General features: G+C 39.8%; 11 protein-coding genes. 4 read left to right on the forward strand and 7 right to left on the reverse strand.

Features of this window, described 5'->3' with window-relative positions:
- Window positions 1–7 precede the first annotated feature (7 nt).
- Both J1899_RS20090 and J1899_RS20095 read left to right on the forward strand, forming a co-directional pair.
- Complete coding sequence (locus J1899_RS20090; protein WP_214476263.1) at window positions 8–1,243, forward strand: efflux RND transporter periplasmic adaptor subunit; 1,236 nt, start codon at window positions 8–10, stop codon at window positions 1,241–1,243.
- Window positions 1,244–1,675: 432 nt separating this feature from the next.
- Complete coding sequence (locus J1899_RS20095) at window positions 1,676–3,802, forward strand: 5'-nucleotidase C-terminal domain-containing protein (RefSeq protein ID WP_214476266.1); 2,127 nt, start codon at window positions 1,676–1,678, stop codon at window positions 3,800–3,802.
- A gap of 85 nt (window positions 3,803–3,887) precedes the next feature.
- Here the strand turns inward: J1899_RS20095 and J1899_RS20100 are convergent, their stop codons facing one another.
- The gene (locus J1899_RS20100) at window positions 3,888–5,195 is read right to left on the reverse strand and encodes an S-layer homology domain-containing protein (protein ID WP_214476268.1); all 1,308 of its coding nucleotides are present in this window, start codon (window positions 5,193–5,195) and stop codon (window positions 3,888–3,890) included.
- 488 nt (window positions 5,196–5,683) lie between these two features.
- Window positions 5,684–9,214 carry a S8 family serine peptidase gene (locus J1899_RS20105; protein WP_214476270.1) on the reverse strand — a complete coding sequence of 1,177 codons (3,531 nt, stop codon included), beginning with the start codon at window positions 9,212–9,214 and terminating at the stop codon, window positions 5,684–5,686.
- 488 nt (window positions 9,215–9,702) lie between these two features.
- On the opposite strand from J1899_RS20105, the gene tagU reads away from it, so the two are divergent.
- On the forward strand, window positions 9,703–10,653 hold the full coding sequence (gene tagU, locus J1899_RS20110) for a polyisoprenyl-teichoic acid--peptidoglycan teichoic acid transferase TagU (protein ID WP_066442507.1): 951 nt from the start codon (window positions 9,703–9,705) through the stop codon (window positions 10,651–10,653).
- Between the two features lie 327 nt (window positions 10,654–10,980).
- Window positions 10,981–11,466: a sigma-70 family RNA polymerase sigma factor gene (locus J1899_RS20115; protein ID WP_246586531.1), complete on the forward strand. Its 486-nt coding sequence runs from the start codon at window positions 10,981–10,983 to the stop codon at window positions 11,464–11,466.
- Between the two features lie 162 nt (window positions 11,467–11,628).
- On the opposite strand, the gene J1899_RS20120 is transcribed toward J1899_RS20115, so the two are convergent.
- The 5 genes from J1899_RS20120 to J1899_RS20140 form a co-directional block, all read right to left on the reverse strand.
- The gene (locus tag J1899_RS20120; protein ID WP_214476273.1) at window positions 11,629–12,258 is read right to left on the reverse strand and encodes a hypothetical protein; all 630 of its coding nucleotides are present in this window, start codon (window positions 12,256–12,258) and stop codon (window positions 11,629–11,631) included.
- 414 nt (window positions 12,259–12,672) lie between these two features.
- Window positions 12,673–17,610 carry a S8 family serine peptidase gene (locus J1899_RS20125; protein ID WP_214476275.1) on the reverse strand — a complete coding sequence of 1,646 codons (4,938 nt, stop codon included), beginning with the start codon at window positions 17,608–17,610 and terminating at the stop codon, window positions 12,673–12,675.
- Between the two features lie 368 nt (window positions 17,611–17,978).
- Window positions 17,979–18,761 carry an N-acetylmuramoyl-L-alanine amidase family protein gene (locus J1899_RS20130; protein WP_214476276.1) on the reverse strand — a complete coding sequence of 261 codons (783 nt, stop codon included), beginning with the start codon at window positions 18,759–18,761 and terminating at the stop codon, window positions 17,979–17,981.
- 659 nt (window positions 18,762–19,420) lie between these two features.
- Window positions 19,421–21,112, reverse strand: a complete 1,692-nt coding sequence (locus J1899_RS20135; RefSeq protein WP_246586532.1) for an alkaline phosphatase — start codon at window positions 21,110–21,112, stop codon at window positions 19,421–19,423.
- 324 nt (window positions 21,113–21,436) lie between these two features.
- On the reverse strand, window positions 21,437–22,078 hold the full coding sequence (locus tag J1899_RS20140) for a hypothetical protein (RefSeq protein ID WP_214476278.1): 642 nt from the start codon (window positions 22,076–22,078) through the stop codon (window positions 21,437–21,439).
- Window positions 22,079–22,127: the final 49 nt, after the last annotated feature.

Raw genomic sequence — 22,127 nt, forward strand, 5'->3', positions numbered from 1 at the left:
GTTGAAAATGATGAAGAAATGGCAGATCATTGCTGGATCAGCTGCATCCGTTCTCCTGATCAGTGTAAACAGTTACTTACTCCTTAAGAAAGATAGTGAGATTGATAGAATTTCTTATGTGAGTCAGTATGAAGAAACCAAACGGGGCGATCTGCAGGAAGCCTTCCATACAGAAGGTGTCGTCGTTCCTTTGGAAGAGCACAAAGTTTATTTTAACGAACAAATCGGGGCTTTCAGCCAGTTCACCGTTGCAGAAGGCGATACTGTGAATCCTGGTGATCCTTTATTTGAATATGAATCCTTCAATATTGAAGAAGATCAGCGAATGCTGGAATTTGAAGCAGATAAATTAGAAGAACAAATCGAAAGCATTGAAGATCATATTGATGAGCTGCGCAGCTTTATTATTGTCATTGAGGCAAAAGAAAGCACGGAAAATGCAGACGAAGATTCCACTAACTTCATCTATAATTCTGTCGTTGATGTTGAAAAAGAAATTTACCAAAAAGAGCTTGAGCGAGAGTTATTAATGGCTGAAGCAAGTGTCATCCAAAAGCAAATATCCAATATAGATCAGCAAAACAATATGCTGACCACCCTCAGCACCTATGCTGGTACGGTTACAGATATTAACACCAGTCTGGGTAACCCGGTCATCACCATCCATTCTGATACTCCTTCGATCAAAGGCAGTTTAACAGAAGAAGATGTGGACAAAATTGAGGTGGGCATGCCTGCTCATGTTTTTGCTGCTGATGAAGGAAAAATAAATGGAATCGTCAGCAAGATCAACACATATCCTGAATCCGAACCATCCCTTAACAAGGAGAGTACTTATCCCTTCTCCGTTGAACTTCAACTTGAAGAAGAACAGGAGTCATTATTAACAGGCAAACATGTAAATGTAAATGTGGTCACAAATGAAATACTTGATGCCGTAACCATTCCAGTTAAAGCATTAAGCACAACTGGCATCGCAAAGAACGCATTTGTTATTGGCCAGGACGGGACATTGCAGAAAACGCCATTAACAGTGGGATTGAAAATGGGACAAACACAAGAAGTAGTAGAAGGACTTTCGTCTGAGCAGCTTGTCGCTATCCAGCCGGATATTCACAGTGAAAATGACATCACTTCATTCAACACCCCGATCTGGACGAAATACACTTCAAAAACAGCGATTGAAAACCTTGGAACAAAACAAATCGCTAAATATATTTTTACAGGTTTTATTCAAAGATAAACGGGTGACGGACAGCTTATGCAAGCTGTCTTTTTCTTTGGTTATAAAGAGAGCCGATGGAGAGAGGGGCGCGGCTATGTGCCCGTTAGGTTGGAGAAAGTGTGGCAGCGGGCACTTAAGTAACTGCTATGTGCCTCTCACCTCGAATAAAGTGTCTCGACGGGCACTTAGGTTACCGCTATGTTCCCTTCACGCCGTAAAAAGTGTGCCTACGAGCATCAAAGAAGTACTAAGTGCCCCTCCCTTCGACAGCATTCCCTATTTCCCTCTTAAATTTATTGTAAAAATAATTAAAATTTTGTCATTCTTTTTTAAATATTCTCCTACAAAGGTTGTAATCTTTGCTATAATATTTTCGGGTCTATTATTCTATTTTTCTTCATTTTAGGAAAATACGAACCATTTACATAACAATCAAGGGGGAAGAGAAACATGACAAAGGGTAACCGCAAGTTTATTGCAACAGCTGCAACGGCAGCATTAGTTGCTTCTGCTATCGCGCCTGCCGCTTCTGCTGCAGCAAAGGATTTTACAGATGTACCGGATCGTTATAAGGATGCCGTTGACTTCTTAGTAGAAAAAGGAGCAAAGGGAGTTTCTGCTACATCTTTTGGCACAAACCAATCCATTAAACGTGTGGACGCAGCTGTATTTGTAGCAAATGTATTAGGTTTAGATACAGATAATGCACCAGCATCAGGTTTCACTGATGTACCAGATCGCGCTGCGGGTGCTGTAAATGCTCTTAAAGCTGCTGGCATTACATCTGGTAAAACTGCTACATCTTTTGGTTCTTCCAGTGAGATTACTAGAGGAGAGCTTGCGATTTGGCTTCAAAGAGGCTTTAAACTTAAAGGTTCTGCTGACAGCGCATTTACGGATATTAGCGATCGTTATGCCAAAGCGGTAGAAGCACTTGTTGCAAATGAAATCACAAATGGTGTTTCTGCAACAAAATATGGTGTCGGCCAGCAAGCAAAACGCGGTGACTTTGCTATTTTCCTTCATAAAGCAGATGCAGTAAAACCTGCTTTTGAATTATCTCTTATGCATACAAACGACCAGCACGGAAATGCACAAAACGCACCTAAGCTTGCGACAGCTGTAAAGGAATTCCGTGCAGCTAACCCTGAAGCACTTCTTCTTGATGCTGGGGATGTTTTCTCAGGCACACTTTATTTCAATGAATTTGAAGGACAAGCAGACCTTCAATTCATGAACTACCTTGAGTACGATGCCATGACGTTCGGAAACCACGAATTTGACCTAGGTTCAAGCGAAGATGGCCATAAAGCACTTGCGGAATTTGTAAAAGCTGCTAAATTCCCATTTGTTACTGCAAACGTAGATTTCTCAAAAGATTCCTTGTTTGATGGATTAGTAGAAGGCACTGTTGCAGCAGATGCTGAAGACGGTAAAATCTATAATGCGATCATCCAGGAAGTAGATGGAGAAAAAGTAGGTATTTTCGGATTAACAACTTCTGAAACAGCTGAAATCTCAAGCCCTGGTCAAGTTGAATTTAAAAACTACATTGAAGAAGCAAAAGCTTCTGTTAAAGCATTGCAAGAGCAAGGTGTAAACAAAATCATTGTTCTTACACATATCGGCTATGATGATAACATCGAATTCGACAACGATTTAGAGCTTGCTAAGCAAGTAGACGGCATCGATATCATCGTTGGCGGACATACACATACAAAACTGGAAGAAGCAGTTGTGATTAGCGAGAATAAAACAGAACCTACTGTAATTGTTCAAGCAAATGAGTACAATAAATATCTTGGAACATTAAGTGTAAACTTTGACAGTGAAGGTGTTGTAACAACTCTTGATGGCGAACTAGTTGATCTTGGTGAAGTGGCGGAAGATGCTGAAGCAGTGAAGATCCTTAAGCCTTATAAAGAGACAATCGACGCGATGCAGCAAGAATCAATTGGTGTTGAAACTGCAGTAGCACTTGATGGTGAGCGTGCAAATGTACGTACAGTAGAAACGAATCTTGGTAACTTAATTACGGATGGGATGCTGAAAAAAGCTCAATCCATTAATCCAAATACAGTGATCGCGCTGACAAATGGCGGCGGAATCCGTGCTTCCATTGACCAAGGCGATATCACACTGGGCGAAATTCTAACAGTTATGCCATTCGGTAATGCTCTTGGAATCATGCAATTAACTGGAGAAGAAATCGTTGAAGCTCTTGAGCACAGCGTAAGCCAAGCTCCAGAACAAAACGGCGGATTCCTGCAAGTATCTGGTCTTAAATTCTCTTATGACAGCTCGGAGCCAGCTGGTGAGCGCGTTGTTTCTGTAGAAGTAAAAGGCACTGACGGCAATTTCGCAGAGCTTGCTGCAGATCAAACTTATGCTGTTGCAACAAACACTTTCACCGCTAAGGGCGGCGACGGCTATGACGTATTTGCAAAAGCCTATGCTGATGGACGCGTGAGTGAGCCAGGATTTGTAGACTTCCAAGTTTTCACAGACTATCTAACAGGCTTTGAAACAATTGAACCTGTAATAGAAGGTCGTATTACAGACCTTTCTGCTGAGTAATATAAGAAAGAGAAGCCGGCATTTTGCCGGCTTTTTTTGTACCAAACTAAAAGAGAGTGTCCTCGAATAAGGACACTCTCTAATCTTATTTTACTTCAATCTTAAGGCTAACCGTTGTTGCATGATTAGCTGTATCTGAAAATTCTGCTTCCAGTGTGTAATGTCCAACTGGAATGATATCGTAATTTGTTGAATCTACTAACTGCCATTGACCATCTTTGTACTCTAGAGTTCCCCAGTTTTGGCCAATTCCTGGTGCAACTGTAGCTACATCTGTATCTTTAAGGATTACATTGACATTTGTTTCATCCGCATTTTGATCAAGCACTTCCATGCTCATGCTGTTTAAGTTAACAAAGTCTGCTTCTCCGCTCTCAAGTGTAACGGACGCTGTTGTTCCTCCAGCAAAATCGAAAGTCACAGCTGAATCTTGGCCTTCTAAGATGATATCGCCTTTTCCAGCGACAGGAGCTGAATAGTCATACGGGATTTCGAATTCATCCAGATAGAAAATACCTTCTTGTCCTTGAAGATCAAGATGTGTCATCGTTAATTCCTTACGATCTGCAGAGAACTTAGCTGTGTAAGGCATTAGCATAACAAATTCTTCATTTTTGTAGTCAACGCCCATGATCATATACTCAGCCACTTCTTCAGCTGTAATGTCCTCTGGCATTGCTTCAGCAAAAGTTACTGTAACTGTTTTGGAGTCAACTAGTTTTACATCTGTCACAGGAGATTCAAATAGATCTCCACTAAACATCAATGAACTATATAAAAGATTAGCAAAATCGCCGCGTTTGATATTGTCATGAATTCCATATTGTGTTGCACTTTTTCCATTTGTAATTTCAGCTCCATATAAAGCTTCTACATAAGGAGCAAACGTTCCGCCAACATCTGTAAATGGCGTTTCAACTGCGTACTCTTCCAGCTCAAATGCATTTACTAATAGCTTAGCCATCGCACCGCGTGAAAGCTTATCGTCTGGTGCAAACTTTGTAGCTGAAACCCCAGATATAATACCTTCTGCATATAAAGCATTAACAGCACCTTTTACACGCTTATTTAAATCAGTAAAGCCTGCATCAGGTGCGTTTTCTGTATCCAAACCAAGCGTATTTGCTAAAATCACAGCAGCATCTCCGCGCTTTAACTGAAGATCCGTTCCAAACGATGTTTCAGAAACACCTGAAATCACTTCAATAAAATATAAAAAGCTGACAGCTTCTTCATAGCTTGCTTTTACATCTGTAAATGGATGTTCAAATCCAAAGTCAAATTCAAAGTCCTCTTCTGTTACTTCTTCTGCAGATACTGCAGGTGCTACAACAGATACTGCTACTGCCGCTGTCGTTCCAGCTGCTAAAAACTTGGATAATTGCTTGTTCATTCGTTTCTTTTCCTCCTAAGATGGCTATCTATTAAAATGGTACAGATCAAAGTCTGCCCTGCATTTAAGGCGCAAATATCCTTGAATGTAATCTTATAGTAGCAAATTTAATAAAATTGAAATACAGGTAAATTACGCCAGATTTGTTGATTTTTCAAGCGCTGCATTGTATTGGTTTTTAGCAGGTCGGATGCACGGTTCGCAATTGCTGTTTTTTTAAACAGTAGAACCCTATTTTTCTATTAAAAATCGTTAAAATATCACCGTTTATACTAAATTCTACTAAGAAATCAATCTTTAACGTCGTGTAATTGACTCTTTATCTTGGATATCCGCCGTCCAGACAAAATATCGCCAAAAATGAGGATTTATCCGCCGTAAAAAAATTATATCCGCCGTTATTTTAATATATCCGCCAAACCCAACTTACAAAGACGCAAACAAAAAAGAGATAACACCCCACAAGGGCATTATCTCTTTCATATGGTTTATTTTAAAATAAGCTTGTATGGTTGGCTGCTGGCTCCGCCTTGAACGTCTTCAACTTTGATGTAGTATGTTCCTTTTTTCAGGTTTAACGGCAGGGATTCTGCATCGCCTTTGCCATAGTAGTCGGCTGTGGCAACAGATTGGCCTTTTGCGTTGTAAACCGTCACTTTTCCATCAAGGTCTGAAGGAAGTTCAAGAGATAGTGTTAGTTTGCTGTTTTTGCTTAAAGATAGTTTGTAATAATCTGTGTCAGGCTTGTTGGCTGTCATATTCATGTATCCATATGCATAGTAGCGGTCTTTCGCTGGGCGATTTAGCGCTATCGGCTTGGATGGAATATTATTTTTGACTACAGATGTACTGTCTTCATCTTTTTGTTTGACTTCATCAATATTAAATACGTAAGGAACCACTGGTGAGTTTGTTCCTGTATAATCAGCTGTCAGGAAGAAGTAGCCTGCATTCTTTTTAGAACGAAAGCTGATGCGTTCTTCTTCGTTGTACATTGCGCTGTCAACGAGAGTCATATTCGCCTGTTCCTCTAAATCCATCTTTCCATTTCCGTTCGTGTCTTCAATGACCGCAAGAATTGGATCAATATCAGACTTGTGGATTGTAGGAACATTTTTATATTTCGCTGGGATCGTACCTGGTTTCACACTCACGTTATATACGCTTTCTTTTCCAGGCTTGAAATAATACATATCGATGTCACCAACTGAAGCATAGTTCCCAGTAATTGCTTTAGTTGTTACCTTTACTGCATCTTCAAATGTATCATTTGTCTCAAACTGATCAGCCACGTTTTTCACTAGTGGTTTGACAGTAAAGCGGTAAGGATCAAATTTTGCTCTGTAATTTTGATCAATTGCAACAAAGTAATACGTTTCTCCTGCTTGTAACCCTACAGAGAACTGATCATTAATACTCATAGATGTCAAAGAGAATGATGCATTAGAATATACATACGTGAACCCTTGTGACTCTTTATCATATTTCACAATGTCCATTCCAGTTGGCGCATAACCATTCGTTGTGTCCATTTTCACGTCAAAAAGACCGCTTTGTTCAGGTGTAAAGGCATACCAATCTTCATCACCCATTGTCTGCAAGTAACCTGTATTTGCTTCGTTCTCTGCAAATGGAATGGCTGCATCCATAATCATTTGTGAATACTCATCAACCTCTGCCTCTTCTTCACTAGCAATTTTATAGGAAGATGATAACGCTTTTGAACGAAGCTCTTTCTTGGCTTCCTCAAAGCCTGCAAAGTCTCCTTCAAACAGCATATCTTCTGGGGACATGCCAATTAAGTCTGGAATGCCATCTTCATCAGCTGTTACATCCTGAATATCAAGCGAAAGCTCGTATGGAGTTTGGGAAGAGAAGCTGCGATTCAAATCCATTTCCATTCCGCCGCCTAATAAAATCATGATCGGATCAAAATAATAAGATTTATTCGTTACTTCAGCAACAAACTCCTGGCCAGGATAAGCACTGAACGACAATGTTTCACCTTTGCCAAAGCCGTTGTCCATAGCTGAATCCATCTCATACTGATACTCTTCTCCGTCCATATTTTCAATGGTGTGAAGAATAATCGTTGGATCAATACCCGGAACATCGGACAGGTCAATTTTCACCATCTTCATGCCGTCTTCTTCATTTCCTGGAATTGTGAAGCGGAAATAATCAGAATCTCCAGGCATTGCTTCTTCTGCATACTCCATCTCTTCATCTGCTGATTCACTATCTTCTCCAGCTAGTAAACTTTCATCTGTATAATAGTTTACCAGTCCGCTTTCAAATGGCAGACTTTCAATTACTTCTGGTGTTTCGTACGTATTGGTATCTTCAGGCAGTGCTAAACTCTTACCTAATGAAAGCTTGTATGCAGATTGCCCTGCTTCATTGTAATTTCCATAACTATCTTTTACTTTTACAACAAGCGTACCGTTTTCCGGTGCTTTAAATAATGTGCCTTCTGTGCTTCCTTGAGCTGCATCATTCACTTCTAAGACAGAATCCGGAGTCTTTGCACCGTCTTTAAAGAATTGCAGTTCAAATTTAAGATCATATTTGCTGCTGCCCTCAAGAGTGACATCGAGGTACTCGTCCTTATTCAGCTCGACCTTGTATAAGTCTTCCTGATTTAGTTTGACAAATTTTCCAGAAGCCTCTGTTGCTGTTTCAAATGAACCAAGATCTTTGGCTTTCGAAAGAATATCTGCTCCTTTTACAGCTGGATCAGCAGGAATTTTCTTTGGATCGAAAGAAAGCATTTTCTCAAGATCGATTTGGCCATGACCGTATTTCGTGTCATATCCTTTAGTGCCTAAATCTTTAGCTGTTTTTGTTAAAATATAGTTGACTTGATAAGGTGTAAGATCAGGATGCTTCGATAATAGCAATGCAGCAGCGCCTGCCACAACAGGTGATGCCATTGACGTTCCGCTCATGTTCACAAAAGAAGAACCTTTCCCGGCATCAAAAACAGAAGAATAAACCTGATCTCCTGGTGCCACTACATCAACAGACGGTCCGTATGTAGAAAAATATGCAAGCTGGTTAGAGGCATTTGTTGCACCTACACTGATGACGCCTTCATAGGAAGCTGGGTAATTTAGAATATCCGCTCCATCATTTCCAGCTGCTGCAACCACAACAATTCCGCTATCCACTGCCTTTTTCACTGCTTCTTTTAAAAGAGGAGAGGAAGCATACGAGCCTAAACTCATGTTAATAACATCAGCCTTTTGACGAATCGCTTCTAAAATTCCTTCTGCAATCGTATAATCCGTAACGGTCATAGCACGATTAAAGACATCAATGGAAATTATATCTGCGTTAGGAGCAATTCCGTAGCCGCCAATTCCATTGTTCTTTTCAGCAGCGATAATACCAGCCACATGAGTTCCGTGCGAATCAGCCAGTCCCTTTTTCACTGGGTCCATTGCATTTTTATTAGCAATGATCTGGTTCTTTAATTCAGGGTGGCTTGCATCAACACCTGTATCAATAACAGCAACCTTTACTTTATTCTTGCCTGCTAAAGACTGTGCTTTAGCAACATTCAGATTTTTCAGGTGGTACATATCTGATGTTTTAGGATCGATCGCACCAAGACGCTTAACATAAGCACTGCGTGAAATGGAAGTTACATTTGGCAAGGCTGCATAAGCTTGTGCAACTTCCTGCAGCTCACGCTTTCCTTGAACTTCAATGACATCATAGCCTAATGTTGAAAAGCGCTTAAGCAGTTTTCCTCCTGCTTTTCGGTGTTCACTCGATGTAATTGGCGATGTGTACTTGACCACTAACTGATTTTCTGCGAATGCTTTCTCCTCGCCTTTTGTCAGCTGGCTTGTTTTCACATCTCCTAGCTTTAAGTTGAAACGCTCAAGCTGTTCGTAAGTCTTTTCGCCTATACCCTTTTCAGCAGCGAAAGAAAGACCCGGCATCATTGTGCTGACCGCTAAAGTTGCAGCCAAACCAACGGCTAATCCTTTCTTTTTCATAGACTTCTTCATCTTATTGCCTCCTACATGCAGTTTGTGCGATAAGTGATCATTCTGCTAGACCGAGACTTTTCGCATAATATATTAGACGAATGAGATGAAAAATAGTTTCATAATTTTACCTATTTTTTAAATAAATTTTTCCATTATAGATAAATTAAGCTAAAATCATTGAGTTTCTTAATGTTTTTTTCACTCTTTCTAAAGGAGATCTTTAGCAAAGCTCATTGATTGAAACGGAATGATGCGAGACTCCTGCGGGAGGAGTGGGAAGGTGAGACCCCACAGGAGCGTGCGACGAGGAGGCTCACCACCCGCCCCGTCGGAAAGCGAGTATCATGGAGTGGAAATCCCAATGAATCATTATATGAAAAATCGACAACTTCTCTTTAAGAAAAAAGATTCTATCTGCAAAAAAAGAATTAAGATGACAAATTATGTAGAAAATAGGTACAATAGATGAGAAAGATTGTGAATGGGGTAAAATCGGAGGTAGCTGAATGACGAGAAAAGGAACATCAAAGCGCAGAAAATGGCTAAAGATTATTGGGATCATTAGCGTCCTTTTAATTGTTGCTTTAGGCGGATATGCTTATCTTGTATATAAATCACTAAATGAAGCAGTAGATACGATGCACCAGCCAATAGAAAATCGGGAAAAGTCAGATAAACGGATTGAACAAATTACGCTTGAGGAAAGAGAACCTTTCTCCGTTTTAATGCTTGGTGTGGATGAGCGTGAAGGAGATAAAGGCCGTTCAGATACGATGATTGTTTTAACGGTCAACCCAAACACGCAATCCATTAAAATGCTGAGCATTCCACGTGATACTCGCACTGAGATCGTCGGCCACGGAACAGAAGATAAAATCAATCATGCCTATGCATTTGGAAATGAAGAAATGTCGATGGCAACAGTTGAAAACTTCCTTGATATTCCGCTTGATTATTATATTAAGGTCAATATGGAAGGTTTTAAGGATATTGTTGATGCAGTTGGCGGCATTAACGTTAACAATCAGATGGCATTTTCTCAAAGCGGCAAGCAATTTGAAGAAGGAAATATTGACCTTAACGGTGATGAGGCATTAGCGTATATTCGCATGAGAAAACAAGATCCAAACGGTGACTTTGGACGCCAGGAACGCCAGCGCCAAATCATCCAAGGTGTAATTAGAAAAGGAATTAGCTTTAATTCTCTTACTAATTTTGATGATATCTTCGATGCTTTAGGAAGAAATGTACGTACAAACATGACTTTTGCTGAGATGAGAGATATTCAAAAGAACTACCGTGATGCTGCTGGAACGATTGATCAGCTCCAGATAAGCGGATCTGGCGAATATATTGGCTCTATTTGGTATTTAATTGTACCTGAAGAAGAAAAAACTCGTGTGCAAAACGAATTGAAGGAACATCTTGAATTAGAAGAATCAGAGGCGCCAGCTTAAGCTGAGCGTCTTTTTTTATGCAGTATGAAACGCATAAAACTGCGCAGAAAAATTATTGGAAAATCATAGAATTGCCCATTAAACTGCTGTTTTTCAGCTAATAGAATGCTATTAAAATTACTTTTAATGCATTTTTCAGAAAACGAAACAGAAATTCATTTTCCCCCTCTTTCCGGCAAATACATATTCTATAAAAGTTCGTTTCCCCCCTCTCTTTTTATTAACTCTAAATTGAAAAGCCCGATTTGCCTATTCGCAGTATTTACTCTGATCTTTTATGTTTAACATACCCGGGAATCATTGAAAGCGCGCTTTCCGAAGGACGTTATGATGGAAAGCTTTGAAGACATTCTTAATCAATATGAACCAATGATCCATAAAATTATCCATACCTTAAAGATCTATCAAAACAAAGATGACTATTTTCAGATCGGTGTCATTAGCTTATGGGAAGCATGGAAACAATTCAATCCAGAAAAAGGCAAGTTTCTCAATTTTGCTTATACCAGTGTAAAAGGAAGAATTCTGAATGAATTAACAAAAAATAATTCCAGAGAGGAGCGTACGCAGTTTGCTAAAGATGAATACTGGGCATTAATTGAAGATCAAAATACATTGGATCCTTTAGAGTTCGATACGATTTTAGGTCTTTGTCAGCCATTAACAGACAAACAAAAAAGATGGGTATTCTATACGGTTTTTAATGGCATGAGCATTACCGATATCGCCAAGCAGGAAGGTGTTTCGCCTTCCGCGGTAAAACTATGGAGAAAGGGTGCAACAGAGAAATTGAGGCAAATTCTAAGCAATTAGTTAATGAAAAATAGCTCCGCAAATTGCGGAGCTATTTTTATGATAAGTGGCTGTCTGCTAAAGTCCAGTGCGGTTTTATTCATTTTTTTATATTCTCATGAACCGCATTATTTAAGGGCGATGGTTGTGGACTTAACAGCATGATTATCTATATTATCTATTTTATCTATATTGTACAGATATCCAGCCATCTTCCATTAATGATATTTCATAATAAACACCATTATCTGCTTCTACGGTTACCGTAGCACCAGTTTCTAGTACAACATCAAGGTTATGATAAAGTCCTGTTTGATTGTAGAATTCTAGAACTTCTTTTGTATAGTCTAAATATGCAGGATGAGTCTGAATATTGCCGACCGTCATTGCGCCAATTTCTTTTCCATCCTTTACCAAAGCGTAGACATCTGAATATGGGATGGCAAACACCTCAGCACCGATTGCTTCAGCTGCTTCAATCTTGTACGCATGTTTTGGGTATTTTTCTTTATCCATTAGTCTGAAATAGGTATAACCACGGATTACCATTTCTTCTTCCTGTACATTCTGTTCAGGCTGCTGTTTCTCTGTTACTTCAGCAGGTTCATTTGTTGTTGAATCTGTTTCCAGCGATTTATCTTCTTCAGGCTGGTTCTTTATTTCTTCTTCATTTGACCTTTCGATCACAGGCTGGTTCTGTTGTTCCTCGCTTGCCTCTGCTTTTTCAGGTTTTCCTTCATAATAAAAGGCACCAGCGGCAGATAGCATCAAGGCTGCTAAGATTGCAACATGCCATTTCTTCTTTACCTTCACTATGCTCACCCCCTTTTTCTCTATTCATTAGACGATGCCGACTGAAAGAAAGTTACTTTTATTACGAAAAAATTTCATTTTTGTTACAAAATACCTAAAATAAGGATTTTTAAATTTTGACTTCACTTTTTTAGACGAGGAGCGTGAGAAAAAAGTTTAGGTTTTCACTTGTTTTTTTAAAAAATCATCATATAAAATTCATTTATAGTCAGATAGGTTGAAAGAATGAATGTTAGAACGTGTTGGGGAGGTAATTTTCATCTATAGAATCCTACCTTTTAAGGTCCGAATGGGGTTACATTAGGTATGATTTTTTTGTGCCATTATAACGAGATTCGCTTGTTTTCAATCTAGTAAACTGGCAGTCTTATACAATCAAAAGGGGCATCCGTAATGGATGCCCCTTCTTTATGCTTATTTCAACTCATCTAGAGCATCAAGCATTCTGTAAAGTACTACAGCCGCTTGAGCACGAGTTGTGTTTTTCTTAGGACCGAATGTGCCATTTGAATTACCGTTTAGTAATTTCAGAGCAACAGCTTGGTCAATTGCTTCCTTCGCATACGAATTGATTCTGTCAGCATCTTTGAATGGAGCTGATGGCTTCAATCCTTCTAAAAGCGAAGCATCTTTGTACTCAACTGCACGGATGAGCATAGCAGCCATTTGTTCACGAGTGATGTTTTCACTTGGAGCAAATGAACCGTCAAGCTTACCGCTGATGATGCCTGCAGCATAAGCAGCTTCGATATCAGAAGCAGCCCAGTGATTAGCACTTACATCCTTGAATGATCCTTGCTCTTCAGATACAGGAAGATTTAAGGAACGAACAAGCAATGCTGCGAATTGAGCACGAGTGATATCTTCTTCAGGAGCAAACGATCCAGAAGTTTTACCATTAATGATGGAGCGTGAAGCTAATACTTCTACTTCATCCTTTGCCCAGTGCTTAGCTACATCCTTGAATGTAACGTTGTTTTCAATAACAGCGTAAGTTGAGAAGTGGTTAACCGTAAATGTGAAGCTGTCGCCTGACACTTTACCGCCAACATATTCCCAAGCTGCATCGTCTTCATTTAAGTAGTAAGCAGCAGTTTTTCTTGCATCATCGATTTCGTCAGCATCAACAGAAACAGTTACTTCAACTGGCTCAGCAAATGCGCTGTAGTCAGTGCTCTTGCCGTCTTTGTGTAATGTGATAGAGAAATCATAAAGCTCTGATACAAGGTTTTTGCCTTTTGAAGCTGGTACATTTTTCGCTTCAAGTGTTTCAATTGTTATTTGAACATTGTCACTGCCTTGCTCAGCAATATCAGCAACAACAGCAGCTGGTAATGCAACAGTTTCAGTTCCCGCCTTCACGACAAGTCCTTTTTTGCTGTCAGCCACTTTCTTGAACGTATCTTTGCCTACTTTTGCAGTCAGCTTAGATACATCGCCAGTTACTAAGGATGATAGATCAACTGTAACCTCAGATTTAGAAGAATCGTTGATTTGATCAATCACTTTTCCTTCTGTTACATCAAGTACAGCTTCCCCGTCATCAGTTGTTGGCGGTGGTGTTACCGGTGGTGTTGGAGGAATAATCGGACCTGTGCCGCCGCCATTACCAGGAGGTGTTTCTTCTAATTTTTCGATTGTAACGGTTTTAGATGCCTTATGACCAGCAAGGTCTGTTACTTCAAAGACAAAAGTATTCTTTCCGTCTTTCAAAGCAAGCTCTACATCTTCAATCGTCTTTTCGTAGCCGCGCATTTCATATGGCTCTAGGAATTCATTTGTAAAGATTTCGCTTCCGTTGTTGTATACTCTGATTTCATCAAAGTTATCAGCAACTTCTAGGGAAACTTCTACACTATCTTTTCCAGTTGATGCTGGAGCGCCTTTTACATCAATTGTTGGAGCTGTGCTATCAACAAATACCGTGCGCTGGAAGGCAATTTCATTATCACGGTTGTCAACAGTCTTCACATCAAACTTCTTAACGCCATCTGTTTCATAAGAAATAGTTGTTGAGAATTCATGCTCTCCTGTAGTTGGATTCACTACTACTTCAACTAATTCCCCATTGATTTCAAGCTCTTTAATACCAGACTTATCGTTAACATAACCAGAAACGACAACATCCTTCGAACCAACTGTTCCAAATGCTTCTGGAGTTAAGACATGCACATCCGGAATAACTGTATCTTCTGCAACTTGTAATTTTTCTGTTGTGCTGTTTCCAGCAAAGTCATAAACTACAACTTCCAGATTGTTATCTGCTGTTAGACCATTTACAGCATATGTTTCCGTATCAGGACTTAATGGACCTGAAAGGACAGTAGACCCATCTACTAATACATCGATGTAATAAACACCGCTGCCGCCTTCATTATCAGCAACATTAGCAAATGTAATTTCTTTTGATTCTGCATCATAGCTTGCTTCAATTTCTGGAGCCGTCACGTCGACTTTGATTGGCATTGTAAATGACTGCCATTCTGCATCAGGATAGTCAACAACTGCGCGGATTTCATACTGATAATCGCCTTCTGCAGCAGGTTTTAGATCAATTTGACCATCCCAGCCGCGAACTGTGCTTAGGGAGTATTCTTGCGCTCTTCCGCCATCATAATAATTTTTGCGGGCATGATTCTCAGTACGGATTGTTCTGAGTTTATTGCCTTCGCTATCTAAAATATTGTATTCCACTTTCTTCGCATTTCTTAAGAAAGAAACAACTGGAATTGCCTGATCCTGTACGCCATCTCCATTTGGAGAGAATGCGATATTTTCTGGATTAATTCCAGTTTCAAACGCACTGTAGCCTAGGAAGCTTAAGCTTTCATCGACTAAGCTAGTCATTCCGTAGAATGTTGTATCTGTCCAGCGTGCATCATCCACGATTTGCGCTTTATCCCATTCGCCTTTAAAGCCAACGTAAGGAACAGAAAGCTCAGGGTTAACATCGGCAGTGTCCGTTAACGTTACGAAACCTTCAACGAAGTAGCCGTTCGTGAAAATGTCAGCTGCTGGTACTAGAGCAGATGCATTTTCGTTATAGACTGAAGCGTTTGTAAGATCTAGTTCAACTTTAATCGTTTTCTCTTCGCCTGCAGCTAATTCAACAACAGCTGTTTCAGAGCCATTTACTGACACACCAACATTTTGTAATGCTTGTGCTTCTAGTACGTTTGCTGCATAACCAAGTTCACCGAATAAAGCAAGATCAGTCTGAACATTTACACCAACATCATAGCTAACAGCATCGTCAGAGTAGTTTTTAGCGACTAACGTAAATTCAACATTATCGCCTACTTCTTTCAGAGAAACTTTCGCTTCATTTGTTGCTTGTTCAGCTACTACAACAGGTGTAGCCAATGCTGCATGAAGCTGCATTAATCCAGCACCTTGTCGGCGAGGAGAGTAAGGATTTACTTGTCCTAAAATATCATTAGCTTGTCCTTTGTCCTCTAATGTTTTAGCTGTGTTCATTAAAATATTTTTCGCCATATTGACGCGTTCAGCGTTTTCTAAGCCAAATTCATTATCAACACGCTCAAGAACAAGAGCAGATCCGCCAGCTACATGTGGTGCAGCCATTGATGTACCGCTCATCATTCCATATTCATTATTTTGAAGTGTAGATAAAATTTGTCCGCCTGGAGCTGTGATTTCAGGCTTAAAGTCAAGGTTTGGTGTAACTCCCCATGAAGTGAAATCACTCATTGCACCAGCAGTTGGGTTTGGCGCTTGTGTTGTTTCACCGTTAAATGCAATCGTAACACTTTCACCAGCTTGTAAAGCAGCTGCTAACGTGTCTCCATCAGATTTAAGCATGAATAACTGAGGGATTGTAATTGCTGCATCGGATGCCATATTGACATAGCCATCTGCATTATTATAAACAATTACACCTAGCGCACCTGCTGCCTGTGCGTTAAGAGCTTTTGTAACGAAATCAAGCTCACCACGTCGGATCAACGCGAATTTCCCTTCAACATCTCCAAGCTCTTCAGGCTTCCCTAATCCGCCATAAGCAAGTTCATATTCTTTTGTTTCTAAAGAGTTCGGATGCACACTTCCAGCTGAAAGGAATGGAGCTGCATCAGCTGTTCCTTCGCCAATTACGTATTCAACCGCATCTAAATTCATATAGCTATTTTCATATGATGCTACTTGTAAAGAATCATATGAAATACCCGGTGAACCAGAAACTCCGATATCCGGATTTTGTGGCCATGGATTAGCAAATCCATTACCAAAGTGAGCAGAGTTACCAGCAGAAATAGCCATTAATACGCCACTTTCAACTGCGCGCTCAACTGCTTTTTGCTCAGGATCTTCCGGCAATACAAATGCAGCCGTGGAACCTAAGCTCATGTTAATAACATCAACGCCAAGTTTGATAGCATCATCGATTGCCTTTACATAAATATCACTGTATGTAGAAGGCATTTCAGGATCATTGCCAAAAACTTTCAATCCTAAAATTTGTGCTTCAGGAGCGACGCCTTTTAAACCGCCATTTTCTTCATCCCCGTTGGCACCAACAGTACCTGATACGTGCATTCCATGCTCAGATGCTTCTGCACCAAGGTCAAGAATCGTATCGTTTTGATCCATATAGTTATAAGCATATGGAACTTTCTCAGTATAGTACTTACCAGGAAGACCTTTTTCAGCGACGATTCCGTCTACAACGTCTTTTGTAAGTGTTTCTTCTGTTTCTTCAGAAAGAACCATGTCTCTATGTTCAGTATCAATGCCGGTATCAATAACACCAACAACCATGCCTTCACCTTTAAAGCCATACTCGTCCCACGCACGCTGCGCTTCAACTAATTCCTTACTGTATAGCATTTCGGGCTTCACTTCTGGCCGTGTGTATTCGTGCGCAATATGTACAGTCGCCACACGGTCCGCTTGCTCAATAAATTTAATTTTTCCGTATTGTACTTCAGTACTAAAGCCATTAACAACTGTTGTAAAGTTATTAATTACTTCAATTCCAAGCTTGTCTGCATTTAATTCATTAACTACTTGATTTTGCTGTTCAATCAGATCTTTTTCTACACTTTCTTTCTCTGTTTCAGTTAATTCGCTATAAATTTTACCTTGCTGCTGTGCTTTTTGGACTGCAGCTTCTCCGTCCAATTCTACGATAATACGAACTTCATCTTCATCATTATATTCATGTTCTGGTGATTCTAATTTTTCTCCTGATGTAACCGGCTTTTCTCTTTCAGCTTTAGGCGGTACTGCACCATAAGCTGCGCTTGAAAATACCATCAGAAAAATAAGCAGTGCTAAAGACACCTTTCTGATCAAGGCAATTCCCCCTATAGTTGTTTTTAATATTCCTGACATCTGCCCTCCTCTATTTTTAATAATATTCTGGATGTTGAAATATTTGTGATAATCTGATTATAATCATAGGTATTTCGATAAGTAAATGAAATTTTGTAATATTTTTTTATAATCAAAATATTTGTTTAATTGTGTCAATATGTGGGTAAAAAGATTGTTGGATGCTGTAGAGAGCTGTCATTTCGGGTGTAAGCGTTATCTCTATTTAGTAAGAAATGAGCAGTTCGATTTCCGTTTTATAGCACTCGCTTACCCACAGGAGTCCAGCCCATTCTGCCCAAATCCACAAGATTTCCTTATACAACCTAGTTAAAAAGGGAAAAAAAAAGAGAGTGTAAAAGATTTCTCTTCCCCACCCTCTTAACCTATTATTCATTTCCTTCTATATACCCACGTTCAACTGCTACATAAAGTAACCCGATTGCGTCTGAGATCGTTAGTTGTCCGTTCAAGAATTGTTCTCTCCATTGTCTGGCGAGGGCTGGGTCCTTTTGCTCAAATCTTGCCAGTACGGTTGCAACTGAATTTCGAATGGTTGGCGTTGTAGGATTGAAGGGCTGTGCCATAAGATCATCCTCCTCCGGTGTATTGGTATTAGGTTTTCCTTGCAAATTATAAAATGAAACAATTCCTTGAACATGACCGACTGCAATAGCGGTTATGACCTCCGATTGTTTCAACAAATTAGCATCCGCGGCATTATCAATAAACAGATTTTCGGTTAACACTGCTGGACTATCTGACTCACGGAGCATATGAAAATTGGCTGTTTTCACTCCGCGATTCACTACGCGGAAAGATGATAACGACGTCATAACTGCTGCATGGATCTCCCGCTGAATTCTCCCAGAAGCAGAAGATGCGGATTGATTGCTGTGCCTGAAATCCTCATACCCTGTTCCTCCTCCAGCATTTATATGAACAGATAAAACAAAATCAGCTCCCCACGCATTAGCCATACTGGTCCGCTGATTTAACGTTAACGTCTGATCACCTTCACGGCTCATCCGGACCGAAACATTTTCATATTGCAAAAGCAAATCACGAATCACACGTGAAATCTGTAAAGTTAGATTCTTCTCCAGCAGCCCATTTCCCACTGCTCCTGAATCACTGCCTCCGTGGCCTGGGTCAATAAAGATTTTCACCATAAATACTCACCCCCCTTTAGGATATGCAGGAGAGGGGTGGGACGAAACTGAGTTTATGAATCTGGTTATTGGATTATTATGGAAGTGTGTCGCTATAAAAAGGGATTGACTCTGCACAACCAATTAGAGAACCAAGAATTAGTAAAAAGGTCTCAATACTACCGATTATTAAAAAGATAACTTGGAAATCTCCAAAAATATTAAATTTTTGTAAAAAGACAGTTTTTTCCCAAAAAGGTCGTTCTCTTTAAAGAACTTTTCTAGTATAATGGCATTAAATAGAAAAAAGAGGTAATTAGTAACAAACTTTTTTCCATAAAGGGGATTGACAAATGAGCTTAAAAGGAATTATGTGCTTCTTTCAGAGAAAGCATAAATTTAGTTATTATACCGATACCTGTGTTCGCTGTGGAAAGAAAAGAAGATTATAGTATTAGAGGGTATTCTCTTTTACGGATGATCTACACAGAACTTATCACTTAGTTAATGCTTAAAATGGAGCTTTTATAAAAAGGCAAGAATGCTAAAGATGACGGCATTTTTGTCTTTTTTATTTCTATTGTTAGAAATGTACTTTAACGTTGATTTTTACCAAAACACTCAACTTATATAGAAAAAAACGGCACAGTATCGCTGCACCGTTTTCTCTTTTACAGATTTTATTGGTTTCTTCTTTCTTCCATTCCATCGATAAACGCTTGCTCATCTTCAAATAGCTCTGTGCCTTGCAGGTAAGAAATAATGCGCGGCAGGTCTGTGTTATTGATTAAACCAACAAATTGGTCAGAACCTTTTCCGTATGCATATAGAGGGATTTCAACACCAGAGTGGTTGCGTGTTCCCCAGCTAATATAAGCATGGTTGGAAATGATTGTTCCAAGTGTGTTAACCAAAGTGCTTCCGTTCCATGGCTGAGATGTTAATAATTCTAAATCCTCATCATTGATATCAAGCTTCGTGTGCTTTTCTAAGACACTTTCAGCATCAACTACATATGCTTTGTTGTCAGCTTTGTTGTCACCGATTTGATAACCAGCTTGTAAATCAAATAACTCTGTGAAGTCTTGGAAATCTACATGGTTTACACCAGGTGTTTTCACGATGCCAATACGGCCATTTTCACCTTTTACTGCAGTTGTTCTCTTCAATAAATCGATTGTCGCTTTTGTACCATCTAAAGTAACCGTTGCTTTTCCTGATTTAGAGTTAAAAGAGAATTTAGCTCCTAGTTCTTTTGCAGCATCACGAATTGGCAAGTAGTAATTACCTTCAGATTCTTTCGCATTTGTAATCGAAATTACGTCCGCTTCTTCTGCTAGTTTCGTAGCTAAAACGTTGTTGCTCATTTTGATATTTTTCAAAACATCAATGTTATCCGCATAACCGCCGTCAGTAGTACCAATGTTCATTCCGCCTGTTTCATGATCTCCAACCACGACAACAAGTGTGTTCTTATCTTTCTTAGCGAAATCTAGCGCCTTTTCAACAGCACGATCAAATTCAAGCATATCTGTAACTGCTGCTACTGGGTCGTTCGCATGTCCAGCCCAGTCAATCTGGCTTCCTTCTACCATAAGGAAGAATCCATCTTGATCTTTGCTTAGTGTATCAATCGCAAATTCTGTCATATCTGTTAAGCTTGGCTGCTCCTGATCAACTCTATCAATCTCGTAAGTTAGTGCAGCATCTGCAAATAAACCTAGTACTTTATTGCCTTCTACTGAATCTAATTGAGATTTTTCTGTAACATATTCATAGCCCGCTTCTTTAGCTTCAGCTACTAAGTCACGATCCGTTTGATTACCGCCATCTTTTTCAAGTGTGAACATATCACGTCCGCCGCCAAGGATTACATCAACATTGTTAATATACTGCTGTGCAAGAACGGCTTCATTTCCTCTTGATGGATCATGAGAAGTGAACACTGCCGGAGTTGCGTGTGTAATACGAGAAGTTGCTACTAATCCAGTTGCTTTATCTTTATCGCGGGCAGCATCTAAAATCGAATCCGGCTGTTCTCCATCTGGAGTTACGGAAATCATGCCGTTATCTGTCTTATATCCTGTTGCCATTGCCGTACCTGCTGCAGCTGAATCCGTTACACTTGTGTCTGCAGAGTACGTTTTCATCATGCCTTTCATATAACGTTCAAAGCTAAGCTCTTCCCCTTTGAAAATACGAGATGCTGTCAAATAGCTCGCACCCATTCCATCCGGGATCATTAAAATAACATTCTTAGCTGTACCTTTCTCCGCAGCACTTGCTGCTGATGTTGGGATGCCTGCTGAAAGAACAACAGATGTTGCTACTAAAGCTCCTACCGCTTTCTTCCAAGAAAAGTTCTTCTTCAATTCTCAACACTCCCTACTATGTATTAGTTATACATTCCAATCCTAGCAATTATTTGTAAATAATAGATTTCAGAATTGTAAGCGTTTGTGGATAAATCGTTAAGGTTTTGTTTAGTCGGGACTTTGGGCGGGGGTTGGTGTGGTTGGGGTTTTTGGGGGCGTTCGAGGCTTGCACTTTTGGGGCGTTTTCGGGGCGTTTTCGGGGCGTTTTCGGGGCGTCACAGTGACGCCCCGAAGAATCCCGATTTTTGTCGATTTATTCAAAAACAAAAAAAGAAACTAGCATAATAGCTTTTGCTATCGCTAGTTTCTTCTATATAAATATCAATCATAATGTACAATCAAATATCCATCTTCAAGGGAAAGCAAGTAGTATGAATAATTCTCAAACTCTGCGTGTACTTTTGCTCCTGTGTTTAGAACAAGGTCGATATTCTCTTCAATTCCTCTTTCCTTGCGATGCTGGACATAATTTGACACAAACTCTTTATACTCCGGAAGGATTCTCATCGTCCCAACAGACATATTGGCAATAACTTCTCCGTCTTTTACAAGTGCAGCTACATCTGATTGAGGGATAGCATAGAAATCAGCGCCAATAGATTGAGCTGCCTTCACAGACTTCGCATTAGGATCATCCATCATAAGATGATAAGTTTCTCCGTAAATGGTTATAGTCTTTTTTTTATCATGATTTTCGGACTTATACTCCTGTTTACCTTCTTCTTGTTTCTCCCCAGATTGCTGTTCATCCTTTTCAGAGCCAACAGGCTGCTCCTCTTTTGCTTCTTCCTTAATGGTTTCAACTTGAGGCTCTTCATCTAATTCTCCTTCAGATGACACGTTTTCCTGTTGTTCCTTAGCTTCAACAGGGACTGGGGCACCTTCGTAATAAAATACTCCCGCAGATAAAATTAATAATAATGACAATAAAAATGCAGATAACTTATTCTTTAATTCTGTCACTCCTTTTTCGTTTTCATATCATTAGACGAAGAAGGCCACAAAAAAGTTA

It is taken from the genome of Cytobacillus gottheilii, from assembly GCF_018582665.1.
Classification (GTDB): Bacteria; Bacillota; Bacilli; order Bacillales; family Cytobacillaceae; genus Cytobacillus; species Cytobacillus gottheilii.

Excerpts from the sequence above, each read along its gene's own strand:
- J1899_RS20090 (WP_214476263.1), top strand. The coding sequence starts at position 8 with ATGATGAAGAAATGGCAGATCATTGCTGGATCAGCTGCATCCGTTCTC.
- J1899_RS20095 (WP_214476266.1), top strand. The coding sequence starts at position 1,676 with ATGACAAAGGGTAACCGCAAGTTTATTGCAACAGCTGCAACGGCAGCA.
- J1899_RS20100 (WP_214476268.1), bottom strand. The coding sequence starts at position 5,195 with ATGAACAAGCAATTATCCAAGTTTTTAGCAGCTGGAACGACAGCGGCA.
- J1899_RS20105 (WP_214476270.1), bottom strand. The coding sequence starts at position 9,214 with ATGAAGAAGTCTATGAAAAAGAAAGGATTAGCCGTTGGTTTGGCTGCA.
- tagU (WP_066442507.1), top strand. The coding sequence starts at position 9,703 with ATGACGAGAAAAGGAACATCAAAGCGCAGAAAATGGCTAAAGATTATT.
- J1899_RS20115 (WP_246586531.1), top strand. The coding sequence starts at position 10,981 with ATGATGGAAAGCTTTGAAGACATTCTTAATCAATATGAACCAATGATC.
- J1899_RS20125 (WP_214476275.1), bottom strand. The coding sequence starts at position 17,610 with ATGTCAGGAATATTAAAAACAACTATAGGGGGAATTGCCTTGATCAGA.
- J1899_RS20130 (WP_214476276.1), bottom strand. The coding sequence starts at position 18,761 with ATGGTGAAAATCTTTATTGACCCAGGCCACGGAGGCAGTGATTCAGGA.